This is a genomic window from Sinimarinibacterium flocculans (genome assembly GCF_003201205.1).
GTDB classification, from domain to species: Bacteria; Pseudomonadota; Gammaproteobacteria; order Nevskiales; family Nevskiaceae; genus Solimonas; species Solimonas flocculans.
Window position 1 is genome coordinate 39,374 of sequence record NZ_QICN01000003.1, and the last position, 16,174, is coordinate 55,547.

Sequence of the window (16,174 nt, forward strand, 5' to 3'; positions counted from 1 at the left end):
TGGTGGGCAGCCACGACTTGCGGCCCCCGCAGCGCTTGAGCAAGCTCTTCCGATGCAGCACGAAACCGACCCGCCGGCCGCGGACGACATCGCCACCTTGCAACGCCGGCTGGCGATGGAACCGCGACTCGCCTACGTCGACCTGAACCGGGATCGCGCCCTGGCGCAGGCGCTCGGGCGCTGGCCCTGGCTCGAGGCCGTGCGCGAACGCCACCGGCCGGAGCCCGGGACGGGCCCGGCATGAGCACAGTCGCCGGCATCGGCATCGACGGGCTGCCCGCACCGCTGGGGCAGGTGCTGCCCGGCCACCTCTACGCGCTGTCGGCGCCCGACCAGGCGCTCGCGACCGCGCTCACCGTCGGGGCGACGGGCGCCGCGCTGGCGACCCGGCGGCGGATCGCGCTGGTCGTGAGCGATCCCGAATCCACCTGCGCCGCCCTGAGCGCGGCCGGACTCGACCCGGTGCGCGCGCACCGGCGCGGCAGCCTGCGCGTATTCGGCTGGACACCGCGCAGCAGCCGGGCGGCACGCCTCGGCCCCGCGCAGCTGCTCGACGAACTCGACGCCTTCGGCTGCGGCGAGAACGCGCTGGTGTGGCTGTGGCCGGCGCATCCGGCCTTCCGCTGGGACGATGGCGCCGCCCTGGCCGGGTTCGCCCGGCTCTATCAGGCATGGGCCCGTCTGTGCCGGACCAGCATGGTGCTGCTGTTCGGCGGCCAGGGCTCGGGCGAAGGCCATGCCCAGCAACTCGCCGCGCGGCATCCCGCACTCGGCGGGCTCGCGCTCCTGCATGGCGACGCACGCGATGCACTCTGGGAGACCCGCCAATGGAGCGGAACGGACCCGCGCCAGACGGCGGGGCTGTTGCGGCTGGGCCTCGGCAGCGATGGCCGGCTGCGCTGCGAGCCGGACCTCGTTGCCGAAGCCGAGAACTGGCGGCGACGGATGCTCGCCGCGGACGATCGTCACGACGTGCTGATCACGCGCACCGCTGCCGGAGACACGCCGTCGCCGTCGTGGACGGTGCTGGACGACGATGCGACCGTCGAACGACGGATGGCCGGCGCGGTCGCCGCCAGTGCCGTCTTCGGCATCGCTTCGGGCAGGGAGCTGCGGACGCTGGCGCGTCGGCTGCACCGGCTGCGTATGGCCTGCGGACGCGGCGTGCGCCTGCTGGTCTGCGAGCAGGGCTTTCGCCTGCGCCACGGGCAGGTGCGGCTGCTGCTGTCACTGGGTGCCCACGCCATCGTCACCCCGCCGCAGCGTGTCGAGGCCGTCCTGACGCAGCTCGACGGCATCCCGTACTCGCGTCCCCTGTCCGACGACTTCGAGGCTGCCCTGCGCACCGCCATTCCGCCGCCGCTGGGCGGATTCCGCGAGCCTGCGGCGTTCGCCGTGCAGGCACGCGCGATGGCCTTGCAGGCACGCGACGCCGGCCTGGAGTGCGTCCTCGTCGGCCTGTCGCTGGCTCCTTCCACCGACGCCGCCCACGCCCGGGCGCAGTGTCGGCCGACGCGCACGGGCGACCTGTTCAGCATCGACGGCGACACGCTGCACCTGCTGCTGTACGGCTGCTGGCCCGGAGACGTCGACGCAGCTCTCGGCCACATCCTGCAGGCGCCGGTGGAGCAGCTGTTCGACGGCCAGCTGCGCCTGGCCGACACGCCTTCGATTCTCGCGGCACTGGAACGGATCGCGGCGCGCGCCGCCACGGCGACGCACAGGCCCGCAGTCCGCGCCGAGCCGGGCATGCGCAGCCTGCTGCAGTCGCCGCTGGCACTGCAGGAGAGCGCGCGGTGACGACGGCCATCGTCGTCTTCGGCCTGGTTCTCGGGCTGGCGGGGGGGCTGGCGCTGCACGCGCTCACGCGCCCCCGTCGCTGGCATCCCCGGCTCAGACGGCTTCGCCGGTATCTGCTCGGACGCGCCTGGCGCCCGGTACTGCTGATGCCCCATGTGCCTGCGGAGCCGGCGCCCGCCTCGCCGCCCGCACCGTCGGCCGACACCGCAGGAGCACGGACATCGTCCTCGTAAGCCTCGTGGCTGCCACCGGCGGCTGTGGCCGCAGCACGCTGGTGGCCGGGCTCGCCGATGCCCTGCACCGCCGCGGACGCGCGGTGCTGGCGCTGGACCTCGATCCGGCGAATGCGCTGGCCCTGCATCTGGGTGCGACCGCCGCACCGGAGCACGGCATCGGCCACGCGCCGGACGGCGACTGGCCGGCGACGGCACTGTCCAACAGCGACGGCGTGCGCATCCTGCCCTTCGGTACGCCGCCGCTGCCCATGCTGCTGCGCTTCGAGCGCGAACTCGCCGAACGGCCGGGCTGGCTGCGCGAGCAACTGGGACGCCTGGCCGTGCCCGACGACACGATCGTCCTCGTCGACACGCCGCGGCTGCCTTCCGTGCTCGCGCTGCACGCCGCCGGCGCGGCGGATCACGTCCTGGTGGTCGTCAGCGCCGAACCGATCGCCTACGCGACGCTGGACCGCGTCGAGCGACTGCAGGCGGCGAAAGCACGCTTCGTCGTCAACGCCTTCGATCCGCAGCGCCCCTTGCAGCAGGACCTGCTGCTGCTGCTGCGCGACCGGCTCGGTGCGCGCCTGCTGCAGGAGGTCGTGCACCGCGACACCGCGATCGCCGACGCGCAGGCGCGCAACCGGGCCCTGCCGGTCGACGCCCCGTACAGCCAGGCTGCCGAGGACCTGCAGCAGCTGTGCACGCGCCTGCTGCATCGGCTGGGGGCCTCGGCGCCATGACCGTCGTGCTCCGCGCCATGGCGACGCAACTCGGCGTGGCCGATCCGCGAAGCGCCCGTGCCTGGCTGCTGCGCCTGTTCGTGCTGCCCCCCGAACAGACGCGCGAGCTGCCGGGCTGGCTGAAGGCAGCAGCCATGCCGCTGCTCGTGTGGTTCGCACGGCCGCTGGGCGTCGAGTCGCCGTGGACCCTGCGCAACTGGCTGCGGGCTCTGTTCCTGCACAGACCGCCCCGCGCGCAGGACGGGGACGCGAGCCGCGTCTATCTGGTCCGGGCGCTGGCCGCCGTGTTCGATGGCGCCGCCGCCCTCGGTCACGCCGCGCTCGCGCCCTTGCGGGGATTCGAGCGCTGGCTCGACCGCTTCGATTTCTCCCGCGCCGATGCGCACGTCATGGCGATGGCCGGCCGCTTCGGGCGCATGCCGCGACTGGCCAGTGCCGCCGTGGCGATCGTGACGATCACGCTGCTGGCCGTCTGTGCGACCACGCCGCTGGCGCCACACGAACAGTTGGCGCTGTTCCTGCTGATGTGGCTCAGCGCGCTGGTGATCCGGCGGATGCCCGGCAACGTCGCGACGCTGATCCTGGTGTGCTTCTCGCTGGCGGCATCGAGCCGCTACATCTGGTGGCGACTGACCTCGACCATCGACCTCGAGCCGGGCTTCGAGTGGTTCTTCGGCATGGGACTGATCGCAGCCGAGTGCTACACCTGGCTCATCCTCGTGCTGGGCTACGTACAGAATGCGTGGCCACTCGGCCGCAAGCCCGTGTCGCTCCCCGCCGACACCGCGTCATGGCCGACCGTCGACGTCTTCATTCCGACCTACAACGAACCGCTCAAGGTCGTGCGGCCGACGGTCCTGGCCGCACTGGGCATGGACTGGCCGGCCGAGAAGCTGCGCGTCTACATCCTCGACGACGGCCGCCGCGACGAGATGCGCCACTTCGCCGAGCAGAGCGGGGCGCGCTACATGATCCGGCCCGACAACGCACACGCGAAGGCAGGCAATCTCAACCACGCACTCGGCAAGACCGACGGCGAGCTGGTCGTGATCTTCGACTGCGACCACATGCCGGTGCGGTCCTTCCTGCAGACCACGGTGGGCTGGTTCCTCAAGGACCCGCGGTGCGCGATGCTGCAGACGCCGCATCACTTCTTCTCGCCGGACCCGTTCGAGCGCAACCTGCACACCTTCCGCAAGATTCCGAACGAGGGCAGCCTGTTCTACGGCCTGGTGCAGGACGGCAACGATCTGTGGAACGCGACGTTCTTCTGCGGTTCCTGCGCGGTGCTGCGGCGCGGCCCGCTGATGGAGGTCGGCGGCATCGCCGTCGAGACGGTGACCGAGGATGCGCACACCGCGCTCAAGCTGCACCGGCGCGGCTGGCGCACCGCCTACCTCAAGCTGACGCAGGCCGCGGGCCTGGCGACGGAAAGCCTGTCCGGCCACATCGGACAGCGCATCCGCTGGGCGCGCGGCATGGCGCAGATCTTCCGCCTCGACAACCCGCTGTTCGGCCGCGGCCTGAGCCTGCTGCAACGGCTGTGCTACGCCAACGCGATGCTGCACTTCTTTCACGGCCTGCCGCGGCTGGTCTTCCTCACTGCGCCACTGGCCTACCTGTACGCCGAACTGCATGTGATCAATGCCGCGGCGACCACGCTGGCGGTCTACGTGCTGCCGCACCTGTTCCAGGCCGGCATCGCCAACTCGCGCATGCAGGGCCGCTACCGCCATTCGTTCTGGGCCGAGGCCTATGAGTCGGTCCTCGCCTGGTATATCGCCTGGCCGACGACGCTGGCTCTGATCAATCCCCGCGCCGGGAGTTTCAACGTCACCGCCAAGGGCGGGCTGGTCGACCGGACCTATTTCGACTGGCGCATCGCCCTGCCCTATGTCGTTCTGGCCACCGCGAACCTCATCGGCCTCGTCGTCGGCATCGTGCGCCTGTTCTGGTGGAACGCGGACGAACCGGGCACCGTCCTGATGAACCTGGTGTGGACGACCTACAACCTGATCATGCTCGGCGCCGCGCTCGGTGTCGCGGCCGAGACGCGCCAGGTGCGCGTGGCCCACCGCGTCCCGCTGCGCATGCCGGCGACGCTCTATCTCGCCGACGGTCGCGCGATCGCCTGCCGCACCGAGGACTACTCGACACAGGGACTCGGACTGCTGCTGCCACCCGGCGTCGACGTGGCACCGGCCACGCCGCTCGCCGTCGGCCTGCGCGACGGTCTGCGCGAACATGTCTTCCATGCGCATGCGGCGCAGCAGCGCGAACGCCAGCTCGGCCTGCAGTTCGCGACCATGGATCTCGCGCAGGAGCGCGCCCTGATCGCCTGCACCTTCGGCCGCGCCGATGCGTGGTCCGGCTGGAGCGACACGACGCCCGACGATCGTCCCCTGACCAGCCTGTTCGAGGTGCTCGGCTTCGGCGCGAATGCCTACGCGCGCGTACTCGGCAACGGCGCACGCCTGCTCAGGGACATGCTGCCGCCGCTGCGCTTCCTCTTCCGTCCCGCTGCCGACTGACGCGACGACCATGGGATTCTGGAGCTGCTACTTCCTGCTCAAGCTGTTCCTGTACTACGGCGGCTACATCGAGTTCGCGCTGTGGTGGAACCTCGGGCTGTTCGCGCTCGTCGCGTGGCCGCTGCGCATGCGCCTGCTGCGCGTCGCGCGCCTGTGCCTGGCCGTGGGCGCCGGCGCGGCGCTGCTCTATTCGGAAACCTTCCTGCCGCCGATCGGCCGCGTGCTGCAGACCGCCGGCGACGTCGCCACGTTCTCAGGCGCGTACCTGGTCGATCTGGCGATGCGCCTGGTCAACCCGGCGATGCTCGGCGGCATGGTCGTCGTGATCCTGGTCTGGCTGCTGCTCGCACACCGCCTGCGCATGAGCACCTTCGCGCTCATCGGCATCCTGACGACGCCGCTGCTGCCGCTGGTGCAGCAGTGGCTGGAACCGCGTGTGCTCATGGCCGAGGGTGGCGCCGCTCCGCAACCACTCAGCCGCGAGACGCTGACCACGCGCCTGAACAGCTTCTTCGTCTCCGAAGCACCGCGACGGGTCCGCTTTCCCGACGCGGCCGACGGGCCACCGTTCGACATCGTGCTGCTGCACATCTGTTCGCTGGGCTGGGACGACATGCAGCTCGTGGAGATGGCCGACGACCGCCTGATCCAGCGCCTCGACGTGCTGATGACGCAGTTCAATACCGCCGCCAGCTACAGCGGCCCGGCGGCGATCCGCCTGCTGCGCGGCACCTGCGGCCAGCCCCGCCACGAGTCGCTGTACGAAGCGCCCGCACCCGAATGCCAGCTCATGGCCCAGATCGAGCACGCCGGCTTCGAGGTGCAATGGGAGATGAACCACGACGGCCGCTTCGGCGGCTTCCACGGCGACATCGCCGGCAACCTCGGCACCGCGGCGACGATGACGCTCGATCCGGGGGCGCAGGTGACGCAGCGGGCCTTCGACGGCTCGCCGATTCTTGGCGACTACGACGTGCTCGCGAACTGGTGGCAGCGGCGCCTGCGCATGCCTGCCGATCGCGTTGCGCTCTACTACAACGGCGCCAGCCTGCACGACGGCAACCGCATCGAGGGTTATCGTGCGAGCAACGTCGTCGACAGTTACCGTCGGCGGCTGCGCACGTTCCTCGACGACACCAACCGCTTCCTCGACCTGCTCGCGCAGTCCGGCCGCCGCGTCGTCGTCGTGCTGGTGCCGGAACACGGCGCCGCCCTGCGCGGCGAGCGCCGGCAGATGTCCGGGCTGCGCGAGATTCCGAGCTGGCCGATCACGCATGCGCCGACGGGCATCGAGGTGCTCGGCCCCGCACGCGGCGAATCGCCGCAGCAGCGGATCGACGCGCCGATGAGCTACCTCGGCCTGTCGCAGCTGCTGGCGCAGCTGATCGCCGACAACCCCTACGCGGATGGCAGCGGGCTCGACCGCCATCTTGCCGGCCTGCCGACGACCGATGCGGTCGCCGAGAACGACGGCACCGTCGTGATGCGCGTCGGCGGCAGTTTCCACATGCGCACCCCCGACGGCAGCTGGACCCTGCTGGACTGAGTCTCAGTAGTCGCCGTAGCGCCGTGGCGGCCGCGGCGGCTCGCGCAGCACACCGCCGGGCTCGCTGAAGACCCGACGCAGGTAGAGCGCGAAGAAGTCCGGCTCGTAGTAGTCCGAACGGTCGAGCGCCGCGCGCGCGCCGAGCGCCCACAGCGGCGCGAGCCGGTATTCGAGCGCCGCGCGCAGGCTGTGTCCGGTGCCCGAGCCACCGCCGCCCTCATACACCGGCGTGTCGAAGCCCGCGGGCAGCGGCGACGTCAGTGCCTGCGCCTGCAGCGCCGGATCGGTCGGATAGAAGGGGACGCTCCGCTCGTCGCTGTCGGAATGCGAGATCGAGGCGAACAGCTCGTACGTCCAGCGTCCGCGCGCACCCAGCCACTGCAGCGGCAGCGCCACGTTCAGGTACGACTGCGGACTGTAGTAGCCGCCGTGGCCGTAGGTGTAGAAGCGCTGATTGCGCCGGTAGTTCCAGTAGCTCGCACTCACGCCGACGAACAGGCGGTCACCGGAACGGTCGAACACGCGCCAGTCGTAGGCCGCGCGCGCACCGAAGTACTCGTTGTCCGGCACCTCGCGGCCGTCGAACCGCGCCGCGTCGAGCGTCAGCGACGCGCTGTGGCGGGCGCCGTAGTACGCCGCGCGGCCGCTGACGCCATTGCGGCGCACGCCGCCCCAGATGCGGTCCGAGGCCGGATCGCGGGCGCCGGCATAGGACACGAGGCTGCTGGTCACGGGACGCCGCGACACATCGAACGTCCAGTCGATCGCCCCGCTGCGGGCGAAGACGCGCAGGCCGCCGACGACATCCTCCTCGTCGAAACCGATCGGCGTGCTGCCGATATCGACACGCACGCGCGCATTCTCGTAGCCGATGCCCAGCGCCGTTCCCTGCGCCCGGGGCGTGTAGCCGTCCGCGAAGCCGTCGAGCGCTTCGGGGCCGCGCGCCTGCACCGTCCCGTACAACGCAGCCTCGTCGTAGTCCGCCGGCAGCCGCCCGACGTCCAGGTGCACGCGATCGATCTGCCCGAACCAGTGCCCGCCGCCGGCCTGCGGCCAGCGCCACTCCACGGGCACCTGCAGCGTGAGAACGTCCGAGATACCCGGCGCGCCGGGCTTGGACTCGATGTCCACGCCCGCGCTGATCCAGCCCTGGCGGCGCGCATCGATGGCCTCGAGCGCCTCGGCGAGCGCCGGCTTGTCGGGCGCCTGTCGCTGCGCGGCCGCGAAATACCGCTGTGCCGCTGCGTCGTCGCCTGCCGCGCGCGACAGCCATCCGGATTCCTCGAGCACGCCGGCGTCGTGCGGAGCCTGCGTGCGCAGAACGGCGAGCAACGCCGCCGCTTCTTCCCGGTCGCCCGAGGCGCGCAGGCGCCGGGCCACGGACAGACGCAGATCGACGTCCTCGTCACGCGTGCGCGCCAGCGCCGCCCGCACGGCCGCACGCGCGGCCTGCGCCTGGCCGGCAGCCGCGAGCGCATCGGCACGGTCCAGATACAGGGCGGGATCGTCCGGCGCGCGTTCGATCAGCGTTGCGTAGGCGGACGCCGCCAGGTCCGGACGACCGAGCAGAGCCAGTGCCGCCGCGCGCTCGCGCAGCAAGGCCTCCTGCGCCGTGGCATCCGCGGTGCGGGCCAGACGCTCGTCGGCGAGCACCAGTGCGGCGGCCGCGTCGCCGCTGCGCCGCAGCGCCGCGATGCGCTGCAGATCGAGTGCGTGTGCGCGGGCATCGAGCTCGCGCGCCTCGTCCTCGCTCCAGTCCGCGCGCTCCTGCAGTGTCCGCAAGGCGTCGGCGTACGCGTCTTCGTCTGCGGAGGCCTCCAGCACGCGCAGCCGCGCGAGTTGCAGCGCCGGATCGTCGGACTGTCGCGCCAGGCGCTCCTCGACGAGCCCGCGGGCACGCGGCACGTCGCCCAGATCGATCCAGCTTCGCGCCAGAGACTCGACTGCCGCGGCATCGGTCGCGAGGGCTTCGGCCGCCGCGAGCGTGCGGCGGGCGGCGTCGATGCGGCCCTCGGCGGCCTCACGGGCGGCCGTTTCCCGCGCCACACGCAACCGCGCGCGTGCCTCCAGCGCCCGCATGCCGTCCGTGCGACGCGCCGACGGCACCGCGGCCAGCACGTCGATCAGCTCGCGTTCGCGATCGATGTTCTCCAGATACAGGGCGAGTGCGAAGCGCGCGTCGACGGAATCCGCACCTTTCCCCAGAGCCTCACGCATCAGCGCTTCGCCCTCTTCGGGCACGCCCAGTGCGGCGTACTCGCGCGCGAGGTCATAGCGCAACCACGGATCGTCCGGCTGCAAGGCCAGTGCGGTCTCGAAGTCGCGCAGCGCCAGACTCCGCTCGCCGCGGTCGAGTCTGGCGCGCGCGCGCGCCGCCAGCGCCTCGGCGCGCAGCCCGGCTCGGGCGCGCCGCGTAGCGGGGTCGGCGGCGCGCAACGCATCGGCGACGCTCACTGCCTCGTCCGCCCGTCCGAGGGCGATCAGTGCCTGGACGCGACCGCGGGCGGCGTCCACCGACGACGCATCGCGCCCGGCCGCACGTTCGAAGTACGCGAGCGCATGATCGGTCGCGCCTTGCTCCAGCAGGGAGCGGCCGCGCACGAGGGCCGGATCGTCCGGCACCGGTGATGCGGCGGTCACGGTCCGGCGCGGCAGCCGGCCCGCCTGCGCCCACGCCCGGGCCTCGGGGTCGTCCGGCACCAGCGCCGCGTACTGCTGCAGCATCTGCGGCGTGACCTCGTCCGCATCTGCCCGCTGGAGCGCTCGGCGCCACGCGGCGACCAGCGCGTCGCGCCGCAGGTCCTCGCGCGCGTCGAGGGCCAGCAGCCGGCGCAGCCCCTGCGGACGTGTCGACGCCTGCGCGGTCAGATGCTCGGCGAGCGCGAGCTCGTAGCGCGGATCGGTCGGATGCGCGTCGGCCAGTGCCGCGAAACCGTCGCGCGCCGCCGCCCAGCCGTCCGGCATGTCGGCGACGATGCGCCAGTACTCGAGGCCGAGCGTGTGCCGCGGCGGGCCGTCCGGAAACAGGCTGCGCAGTTCGGTCAGTGCCTCCTCGTGCCGCGACAGCTCCTGCAGGCGCCGGATCGAAGCCAGGCGGATGCGCTCGCGTCCGAGTACGCGGATCGCCGTGTCGAGTTCGTCGAGCGCGCGATGCCCCGGCGCCACGCGCTGCATGCGCGCCCGCATCTCCCGGGCCGCATCGACGCGGTTGGCCCGTAGCTCGATCAGTGCGATGTCGAGCATGAGTTCGACGTCCCGCGGCCGCGCCCGCAGGAGCTTCTCGAGTGCCGCTCGCGCCAGATCGCCGCGACCGCGCGCTTCCCAGGTCCAGGCGCTGCGCCAGAGATCGCGCTCCGCACCGTCCAGACGGTGCTCCGCCGGCGGCTCGCTGGCCCGGCCCTCCGCCATGCCGGCCATGCCCAGCGCGGTGATGCCCAGCGCGGTGCAGAGGGCCGTGACCACGAAGGACCCGTTCATCGCACGCAGGTCCGCAGCCAGGCCGGCTGCACGCGGCCATCCGGCGCAAAGCGATACCGCTGCTCATGCCAGCCCGCGCCGAACAGGCGCAGCACCTGGCTGTAGTAGTGGTCCGGCGATCGTGCGGAGGCCTGGTCGACGTGCCGGCGCATCTGCTGCGCGAGCGTCGGTTCCGCCGCCGCCATCGGCAGCAGCGCGGCGACGAAGCCGAACGGGCCGGCGTTCTCGGCCACGCCGCTGCGCGTGTCGACGCGTTCCGGCGGGATGCCCTCCGCCGCGCGCGTGCGCGCGAGCATCGGCGCGAAGGCCTCGACGAGCGCCGCCCGATGCGGATCGGCTGCATCGAGCATGCCGGCCCACAGGTAGGTCCGGATGGCGTCGTAGCTGCCGGCGGCGGCCGAGCGGGCGTCCGGCGCGAAGCCGCCTTCGCGACGCCACAGGACCCAGTCCGGCGCGAAGCCGTGAACCGCGGGCTCCACGTTGATGCGCAACGAGGACTCGATCAGCGCGTCCCAGCCCTGCCCGGGTCGCGCATCGTGCAGCCGTCGCAGCAGCATCAGCGGCACGTAGCTGGGGTTGAGTCGCCAGCCCTCTTCGGAAACGAAGCCGACCGGCGCCGGCAGCAGCGTCGGCCCCAGCCCCGGCAGCACGGCGACTTCCTCGTCGAGGATGCGGCGCGCGAGCACGGCCGACAGCACGCGGTACCGGCGCTCGTCCCACAGGCGTCCGGCCTCCGCGAGCGCGTAAGCGATCCACAGATCGGCATCGGACGCCGGATTGCGATCGAGAACGCCCCAGGTTCCGTCGTCTGCCTGCCCCCAGTGCCAGGCCGGCAGGTGACGGGTGAGGTCGCCTTGGGAAAGATTGTTCTCGGTCCACTGCAGCAGCCGGTCGAAGCGCGTGCGGTCATTGCCGACCAGCGCGAAGAACAGGGCATAGGCCTGCCCTTCGGACACCGTATGCCGGCGCGGCGAGTGCGGATCGACGATCCGCCCGTCCGCGATCATGAACGTGCGCGCGAACGTCCCCCAGTCCGGCCACGCACCGCACGGGGAGGCTGCGCTCGTACCGGACAGCAGCAACAGCACCGCCACCAGGCCCGCACGCCAGCCGGCGGTCATTCGGCGAGCCGGCGCTCCGCCGCGCGCCGCAGGTAGGCGTAGAGCACGAAGGCCAGCAGCACGCCCGCGCCGATCGACAGCAGCAGCAGCAACACCGGGTATTGCGCCATGTGGAACCACAGGCGCTTCCACCAGGTCAGCGTGCCGACGTAGTAGGTCGGTTCGCCGCGGTAGCTCGCGATGTCGTTGCCGCGAAGGATCGCCAGATCGCCGCGGATGCGGCCGAGGCGACCGGGATCCTCGATCGCATCGACCACGGCGCCGATGCCGCTGCGCTCGTTGGCGATCAGCGCCACGACGCTGCGCCGCTCGGCGAGCGGCGACTCGAAACCGACCAGCGCGGCGATCCTGCCGCCGGCCTCGATCGCGACGCGACGATCGCCCGGCACGACCGGCGTCACGCGAAGCGGGTTCTCGCGCGTCGTCGATGCGGCGGCCGGCGCGAGGAACACCCGCGCCGGGTCGGCGAGCTGCAGGCGCCGCTCGTCGCTCCAGCGCTGCACCAGCGCATTGCCGATCAGCAGCAGATCCCGGTCGGCCGGCGGCTCGGCGTCTCCGAGCAGCAGCTCGAAGCGCGTCGCCGGCACGCCAGTCATGCGGCCCATGCGGCCAAGCAGGAACAGCATGGCCTCGACCTCGCCGGCCTGCGGCGCCGCCGGCAGCACGATGGCGGACTCCGACAGATCGGCGCGGCGCGTGTAGGGATAGCCGGCGTTCGCGAACAGCGAGATGTCGGGCATGGCCGCGTAATGCGGAAAGTCGCTGAGATCGATCGTCGAGTCGCCGTCGATGCTGGCGCGCACCGGGTCGCCGAACGCGCTCTGGCACAGCCCTGCCTTGTCATGCTCGAACGCGAACTGGAACTGGAGACGGTTGTCGGTCCCGAGCTGAAAGGCCGGAATCAGCAAGGGGTTCGTGTCCTGCGCCAGCGCCTCGCCCAGCAGGGGCACCAGCAGCCTTTCGCTGCCGTCGGCGGCCGTGTGCGGTCTGAGCGGGAATGCGCGGATCAGCTGGCCGTTGATGCTCGCGGTCAGCAGCGAACCGTCGATCGCGGTAGGCGGCGAGTAGCGGTACTTCAGATCGATCGGAACGCCGCTGCGGTTCCAGGTCAACAGGTCGGGCGGAAGCCGCAGGTTGACGCCGATCGGCGACGGCGCACGCCCGCGCGCTTCGAGCTGCGACGGGTCGCCCACCAGCTCCGCCAGACGCACCGGCCGGTCGGTCCGCACCCAGTTCGGCGCGTCGTAGAGCGGCCGCGGCGCACCCGTATCGACGCCCGTGACCTCCACGACGCTGCCGGTCATCACCGCCTGTCCGAGCACCAGTCCCAGCGCGGCCTGCTCCAGTTGTTCGTCGTCGGCGCCCTGCAGTACCAGCAGCGCGATGCCGGGATCGCGCGGATGCGCCAGATAGCGCAGCGTCGGCGCATCGACCGCGGGAAGGTCCAGGCCCGCCGGCCGCCGGTCGTTGGTCGCGAAGACCAGCGCGTGGCGATCGGGCAGCCGGTCGGTGACGACCGGGAAGCGCGCGCTGCGATACTCGGCGAGCGACCCGAACCACGACGCCACGATCCCGGCGCTGCGAAGCATCGCGGCATTCGCCTGTGCCGGCAGCAGCACCGGCAGTTCCAGCCGCCGGCTGTCACGGCGATCGAAGAACGGCGCCGGCAGCAGGGCGAGGTCCGGGGCCGGCGGCAGCGCGGCGATGCTCAGGTCCAGCTCGCTGCGGTCGCTCACCGACACCCACAGGCTGGTGTGGGCGGGGTCCTCGCAATCGCGCGTGTAGTGGCCGATGAAATCGACGCGCAGCTGGTTGTAGTCGGTGAACAGGGCCGGATCGAGACTCAGCGTTCGCGTGACTTCCGTCCCCGCCTGCTCCTGCGGCAGCGGCAGGGCGGCGATCACCTGCTCGTTGAGCACGACGCGCAGATGGGAAAGCTCCGGCAGCAGCGACGGCGAGGCCGTATAGCGCAGCGTCAGCCGCGCCTCGGTGACGATCTCATCGAGCCGGATGCCCAGCGGCAGCCACAGCTGGCTGTCCGTGCCACGCAGCTGCGCCGAACCGCGCACGCCGAGCCGGGAAAACGGCACCGAGACCGCACGCACCGGCGGTCCGGCCGGTGCCTCCTCCGTGAACGGCCGCCCTTCGGGAGCCTCGGATGCCAGCGCCCCGCAGAAAAGGACCAGCCCGCATGCGGCTGAGGCAGCGCGCAGACCCCTGCACCAGCCAGCACGACTCACAGAGGAAGCCATGGGTCTCCTTCAGATCATCCTTCCGGTCCGACTCTACGTACGAAGTCCGACTGTCGATGCAACGCGTCTATTCGGATCGCGCCCCGCTGCGCTCGACGATCTGCGCGCGAATCTCGGCGAGCTTGCGCTTGACCGTCGCCGCGTGTGCCGGCCCCATGCGGATCAGGGTCTTGCGCCCCCACGACAGGTCCTCGATCTCGCGGTCGGCGAAGGTGTAGAGCACCTTCGGGCGCAGCAGCCGGAGCGGCCGGTCGACCTCGGGTGTCGCCAGCAGATGGTCGATGACGGCGACCACGCGGTCGTTGAAGTAACCCTGCGGATAGCCCAGTTCCTGGTAGGCCCGCTGGAACAGCGGGTAGTAGCGCAGATATCCGCCGACCAGGACGCTGCTGTCGACGGCGTCGAACGCCGAGACGTAGGCGTCGTAGCGCTCGTAGTTGCGCTCGCCGAGGTAGAGCGACTCCCCCGCCGTCTCGACCACGACCGGCCCGCGCACATGCACCACCGGACGCTGCTTGAGGCGCACCGGTTCGCGGTCGAGGCTGTCGACGGTGGCGACGATGTGCCGCACGAGTCGACCGGGCACGAGGAAGGCCTCCACCGGCGCCGCGCCATAGGCCCGCTCGAGCATCGCGCGCGCCTGCGCGTCGCTGTCGTCGAGCGGCGGCAGCGGTTCTGGCGCCGGCGTCGGTTCGGTGGCCTCGCCGGAATCTTCCTCGTCCGGCGTGACCGGATACTCGATGCTCGCCGGATCGAGCGTCGGCATCGCCGTGGGCGACGGCGACGCGGTCGGCGCGACGGTGTCGAAGTCCTGCGGCGGTCGGTCCCGGTACCAGTACCAGGCACCGCCGACCACCAGCGCGAACAGGGCGATCACCAGCGCGATCCAGGTGCCTTTGCTCATGTGACGGTGTCTATCGTCGGTCGATGGGAACAGTGTCGACCGCAGTTTCCCACAGAACGTTCGCGTCGGCGCAAGACCGGCTCATCCACACGGATGAGTCCGCTGTGCCTGTGCCCTGATACAACGTGCCCCAATTAACGAAACGGCTTCTCAAAATTAGCGGAAGCCCCCAGAAGGAGACGCCCAGATGACGTCCGCCGCCACCGCCCTTGCCCCGCGCGAGACCCCCAAGGTTCCCGGCCTGCCGTTGCTCGGCAGCGTGCTCGACATGGCCAAGGACCCTGCCCGGTTCTTCCTCGACTGCTATCGCAAGTACGGCCCGGTGTGCCGGCTCAAGGTGCTCGGCGAGAACTACGTGCTGATCTCCGGCGTCGAAGCGGCGAACCTGATGGGCACGCGGGACGGCAAGGAGTGCCTGCGCTCGAAGGAGTTCTGGGAGGGGCTGGTCGGGGAATACGGCGCGACCCGCGTGCTCACCGGCTCCGATGGCGAGGCGCACAAGCAGTTGCGCGACATCATGCGCCACGGCTACTCCAAGGAGTCGATCAAGGGCCGCTACAACGAACTGGTGAAGATCACCGACGGCGCCTTCGCCCGCGACTGGCCGGTCGGCACGGAGGTGCCGGTGCTGCAGGCGATGCAGTACCTGGTGGTCGACCAGCTCGGCACGATCCTGACGGGCGCCGCGCCGCTGGAGTACGTCAAGGACATCCGCATCACCATCCTGCACATCCTCAATGTGCTGGTGACGCGCCAGCGGCCGAAGATCCTGCTCAAGCGCCCGATCTACAAGAAGTCGAAGGCGCGCGTGTTCGAACTCGGATACACGATGATCGAGCAGGCCAAGGCGCGCTACGGCAAGGTGCCGGAGGATCAGCGCAACCTGATCGACGACATCTACGCCGCGCACGTCGAGACCCCGGAAGTGATGCCGGCTTCCGATCTGATCGTGTCGCTGACCGGCCCCTACGTCGCCGGTCTCGACACCGTGGCCAACACCATCTCCGCCGTGGTCTACAGCGTGCTCAAGCACCCGGAGGTCAAGGCACGCGTGCTCGCCGAGGTCGATGCCCTGTTCGACAAGGGCGAGATCAACGAAGAGACCTTCATGAAGGAGCTGCCGGCCCTCAACGGCGCGATCATGGAGACCATGCGCCTGTATCCGATCGCGGTCGCACAGATGCGCACGGCGACCAAGGACTTCGTCTTCGAGGGTCATCAGATTCACGAAGGCGAGATGATCTACATCGGCACTTCCGTGCCGCACTTCATGGGCGAGTACTGGCCCGAACCCGAGAAGTTCGACATCGACCGCTACGCCAAGCCGCGCGCCGAGCACATGCAACCCGGTGTCTATTCGCCGTACGGCCGCGGCCCGCACACCTGCCTCGGCAAGAGTCTCGCCGAAGTGCAGATGGCGATCTCGATGGCGCGCATCTTCTACAGGCTCGACATGGAGCTGGAGTCGCCGGACTACGTGCTCAAGACCAAGACCGCACCGACACCGGGGCCGGCCAACGACTTCAAGGTCCGGGTGAAGGGCCTGCGTCACTGAAGCGCCGTCACTGACGCACGGCATCGCGCC

At 71.0% G+C, this 16,174-nt stretch carries 10 protein-coding genes; 6 read left to right on the forward strand and 4 right to left on the reverse strand.

Annotated features, from left to right (window positions below):
- Positions 1 to 52 precede the first annotated feature (52 nt).
- The 5 genes from bcsR (at position 53) to bcsG (ending at position 6,835) form a co-directional block, all read left to right on the forward strand.
- Positions 53 to 244 carry a cellulose biosynthesis protein BcsR gene (bcsR, locus tag C8D93_RS06700; RefSeq protein ID WP_110264407.1) on the forward strand — a complete coding sequence of 64 codons (192 nt, stop codon included), beginning with the start codon at positions 53 to 55 and terminating at the stop codon, positions 242 to 244.
- Entirely contained in the window at positions 241 to 1,800 is a 1,560-nt protein-coding gene (locus tag C8D93_RS06705) for a BcsE family c-di-GMP-binding protein (RefSeq protein ID WP_110264408.1), read from the forward strand. Before bcsR ends, C8D93_RS06705 begins: the two co-directional genes overlap by 4 nt.
- Positions 1,801 to 2,038: 238 nt before the next feature.
- Positions 2,039 to 2,758, forward strand: coding sequence for a cellulose biosynthesis protein BcsQ (bcsQ, locus tag C8D93_RS06710; protein WP_170123932.1), 720 nt, complete (start codon positions 2,039 to 2,041; stop codon positions 2,756 to 2,758).
- On the forward strand, positions 2,755 to 5,289 hold the full coding sequence (bcsA, locus tag C8D93_RS06715) for a UDP-forming cellulose synthase catalytic subunit (RefSeq protein WP_110264410.1): 2,535 nt from the start codon (positions 2,755 to 2,757) through the stop codon (positions 5,287 to 5,289). The genes bcsQ and bcsA overlap by 4 nt, the downstream gene beginning before the upstream one ends.
- Positions 5,290 to 5,299: 10 nt before the next feature.
- A complete protein-coding gene (bcsG, locus tag C8D93_RS06720; protein ID WP_170123933.1) occupies positions 5,300 to 6,835 on the forward strand; it encodes a cellulose biosynthesis protein BcsG in 1,536 nt (511 codons plus the stop codon).
- Positions 6,836 to 6,838: 3 nt separating this feature from the next.
- Here bcsG and C8D93_RS06725 read toward each other — a convergent pair whose 3' ends face one another.
- The 4 genes from C8D93_RS06725 to C8D93_RS06740 all read right to left on the reverse strand — a co-directional run bounded on the left by C8D93_RS06725 (position 6,839) and on the right by C8D93_RS06740 (position 14,589).
- Positions 6,839 to 10,312, reverse strand: coding sequence for a cellulose biosynthesis protein BcsC (locus tag C8D93_RS06725; RefSeq protein WP_110264412.1), 3,474 nt, complete (start codon positions 10,310 to 10,312; stop codon positions 6,839 to 6,841).
- Positions 10,309 to 11,433: a cellulose synthase complex periplasmic endoglucanase BcsZ gene (gene bcsZ / locus C8D93_RS06730; RefSeq protein WP_110264413.1), complete on the reverse strand. Its 1,125-nt coding sequence runs from the start codon at positions 11,431 to 11,433 to the stop codon at positions 10,309 to 10,311. The genes C8D93_RS06725 and bcsZ overlap by 4 nt, the downstream gene beginning before the upstream one ends.
- Positions 11,430 to 13,538, reverse strand: coding sequence for a cellulose biosynthesis cyclic di-GMP-binding regulatory protein BcsB (bcsB, locus tag C8D93_RS06735; RefSeq protein WP_170123934.1), 2,109 nt, complete (start codon positions 13,536 to 13,538; stop codon positions 11,430 to 11,432). Before bcsB ends, bcsZ begins: the two co-directional genes overlap by 4 nt.
- 214 nt (positions 13,539 to 13,752) lie before the next feature.
- Positions 13,753 to 14,589, reverse strand: a complete 837-nt coding sequence (locus tag C8D93_RS06740) for a DUF3014 domain-containing protein (RefSeq protein ID WP_110264415.1) — start codon at positions 14,587 to 14,589, stop codon at positions 13,753 to 13,755.
- A gap of 187 nt (positions 14,590 to 14,776) precedes the next feature.
- On the opposite strand from C8D93_RS06740, the gene C8D93_RS06745 reads away from it, so the two are divergent.
- On the forward strand, positions 14,777 to 16,144 hold the full coding sequence (locus C8D93_RS06745; protein WP_110264416.1) for a cytochrome P450: 1,368 nt from the start codon (positions 14,777 to 14,779) through the stop codon (positions 16,142 to 16,144).
- Positions 16,145 to 16,174: the final 30 nt, after the last annotated feature.

Excerpts from the sequence above, each read along its gene's own strand:
- bcsR (WP_110264407.1), top strand. The coding sequence starts at position 53 with ATGCAGCACGAAACCGACCCGCCGGCCGCGGACGACATCGCCACCTTG.
- C8D93_RS06705 (WP_110264408.1), top strand. The coding sequence starts at position 241 with ATGAGCACAGTCGCCGGCATCGGCATCGACGGGCTGCCCGCACCGCTG.
- bcsA (WP_110264410.1), top strand. The coding sequence starts at position 2,755 with ATGACCGTCGTGCTCCGCGCCATGGCGACGCAACTCGGCGTGGCCGAT.
- bcsG (WP_170123933.1), top strand. The coding sequence starts at position 5,300 with ATGGGATTCTGGAGCTGCTACTTCCTGCTCAAGCTGTTCCTGTACTAC.
- C8D93_RS06725 (WP_110264412.1), bottom strand. The coding sequence starts at position 10,312 with ATGAACGGGTCCTTCGTGGTCACGGCCCTCTGCACCGCGCTGGGCATC.
- bcsZ (WP_110264413.1), bottom strand. The coding sequence starts at position 11,433 with ATGACCGCCGGCTGGCGTGCGGGCCTGGTGGCGGTGCTGTTGCTGCTG.
- C8D93_RS06740 (WP_110264415.1), bottom strand. The coding sequence starts at position 14,589 with ATGAGCAAAGGCACCTGGATCGCGCTGGTGATCGCCCTGTTCGCGCTG.
- C8D93_RS06745 (WP_110264416.1), top strand. The coding sequence starts at position 14,777 with ATGACGTCCGCCGCCACCGCCCTTGCCCCGCGCGAGACCCCCAAGGTT.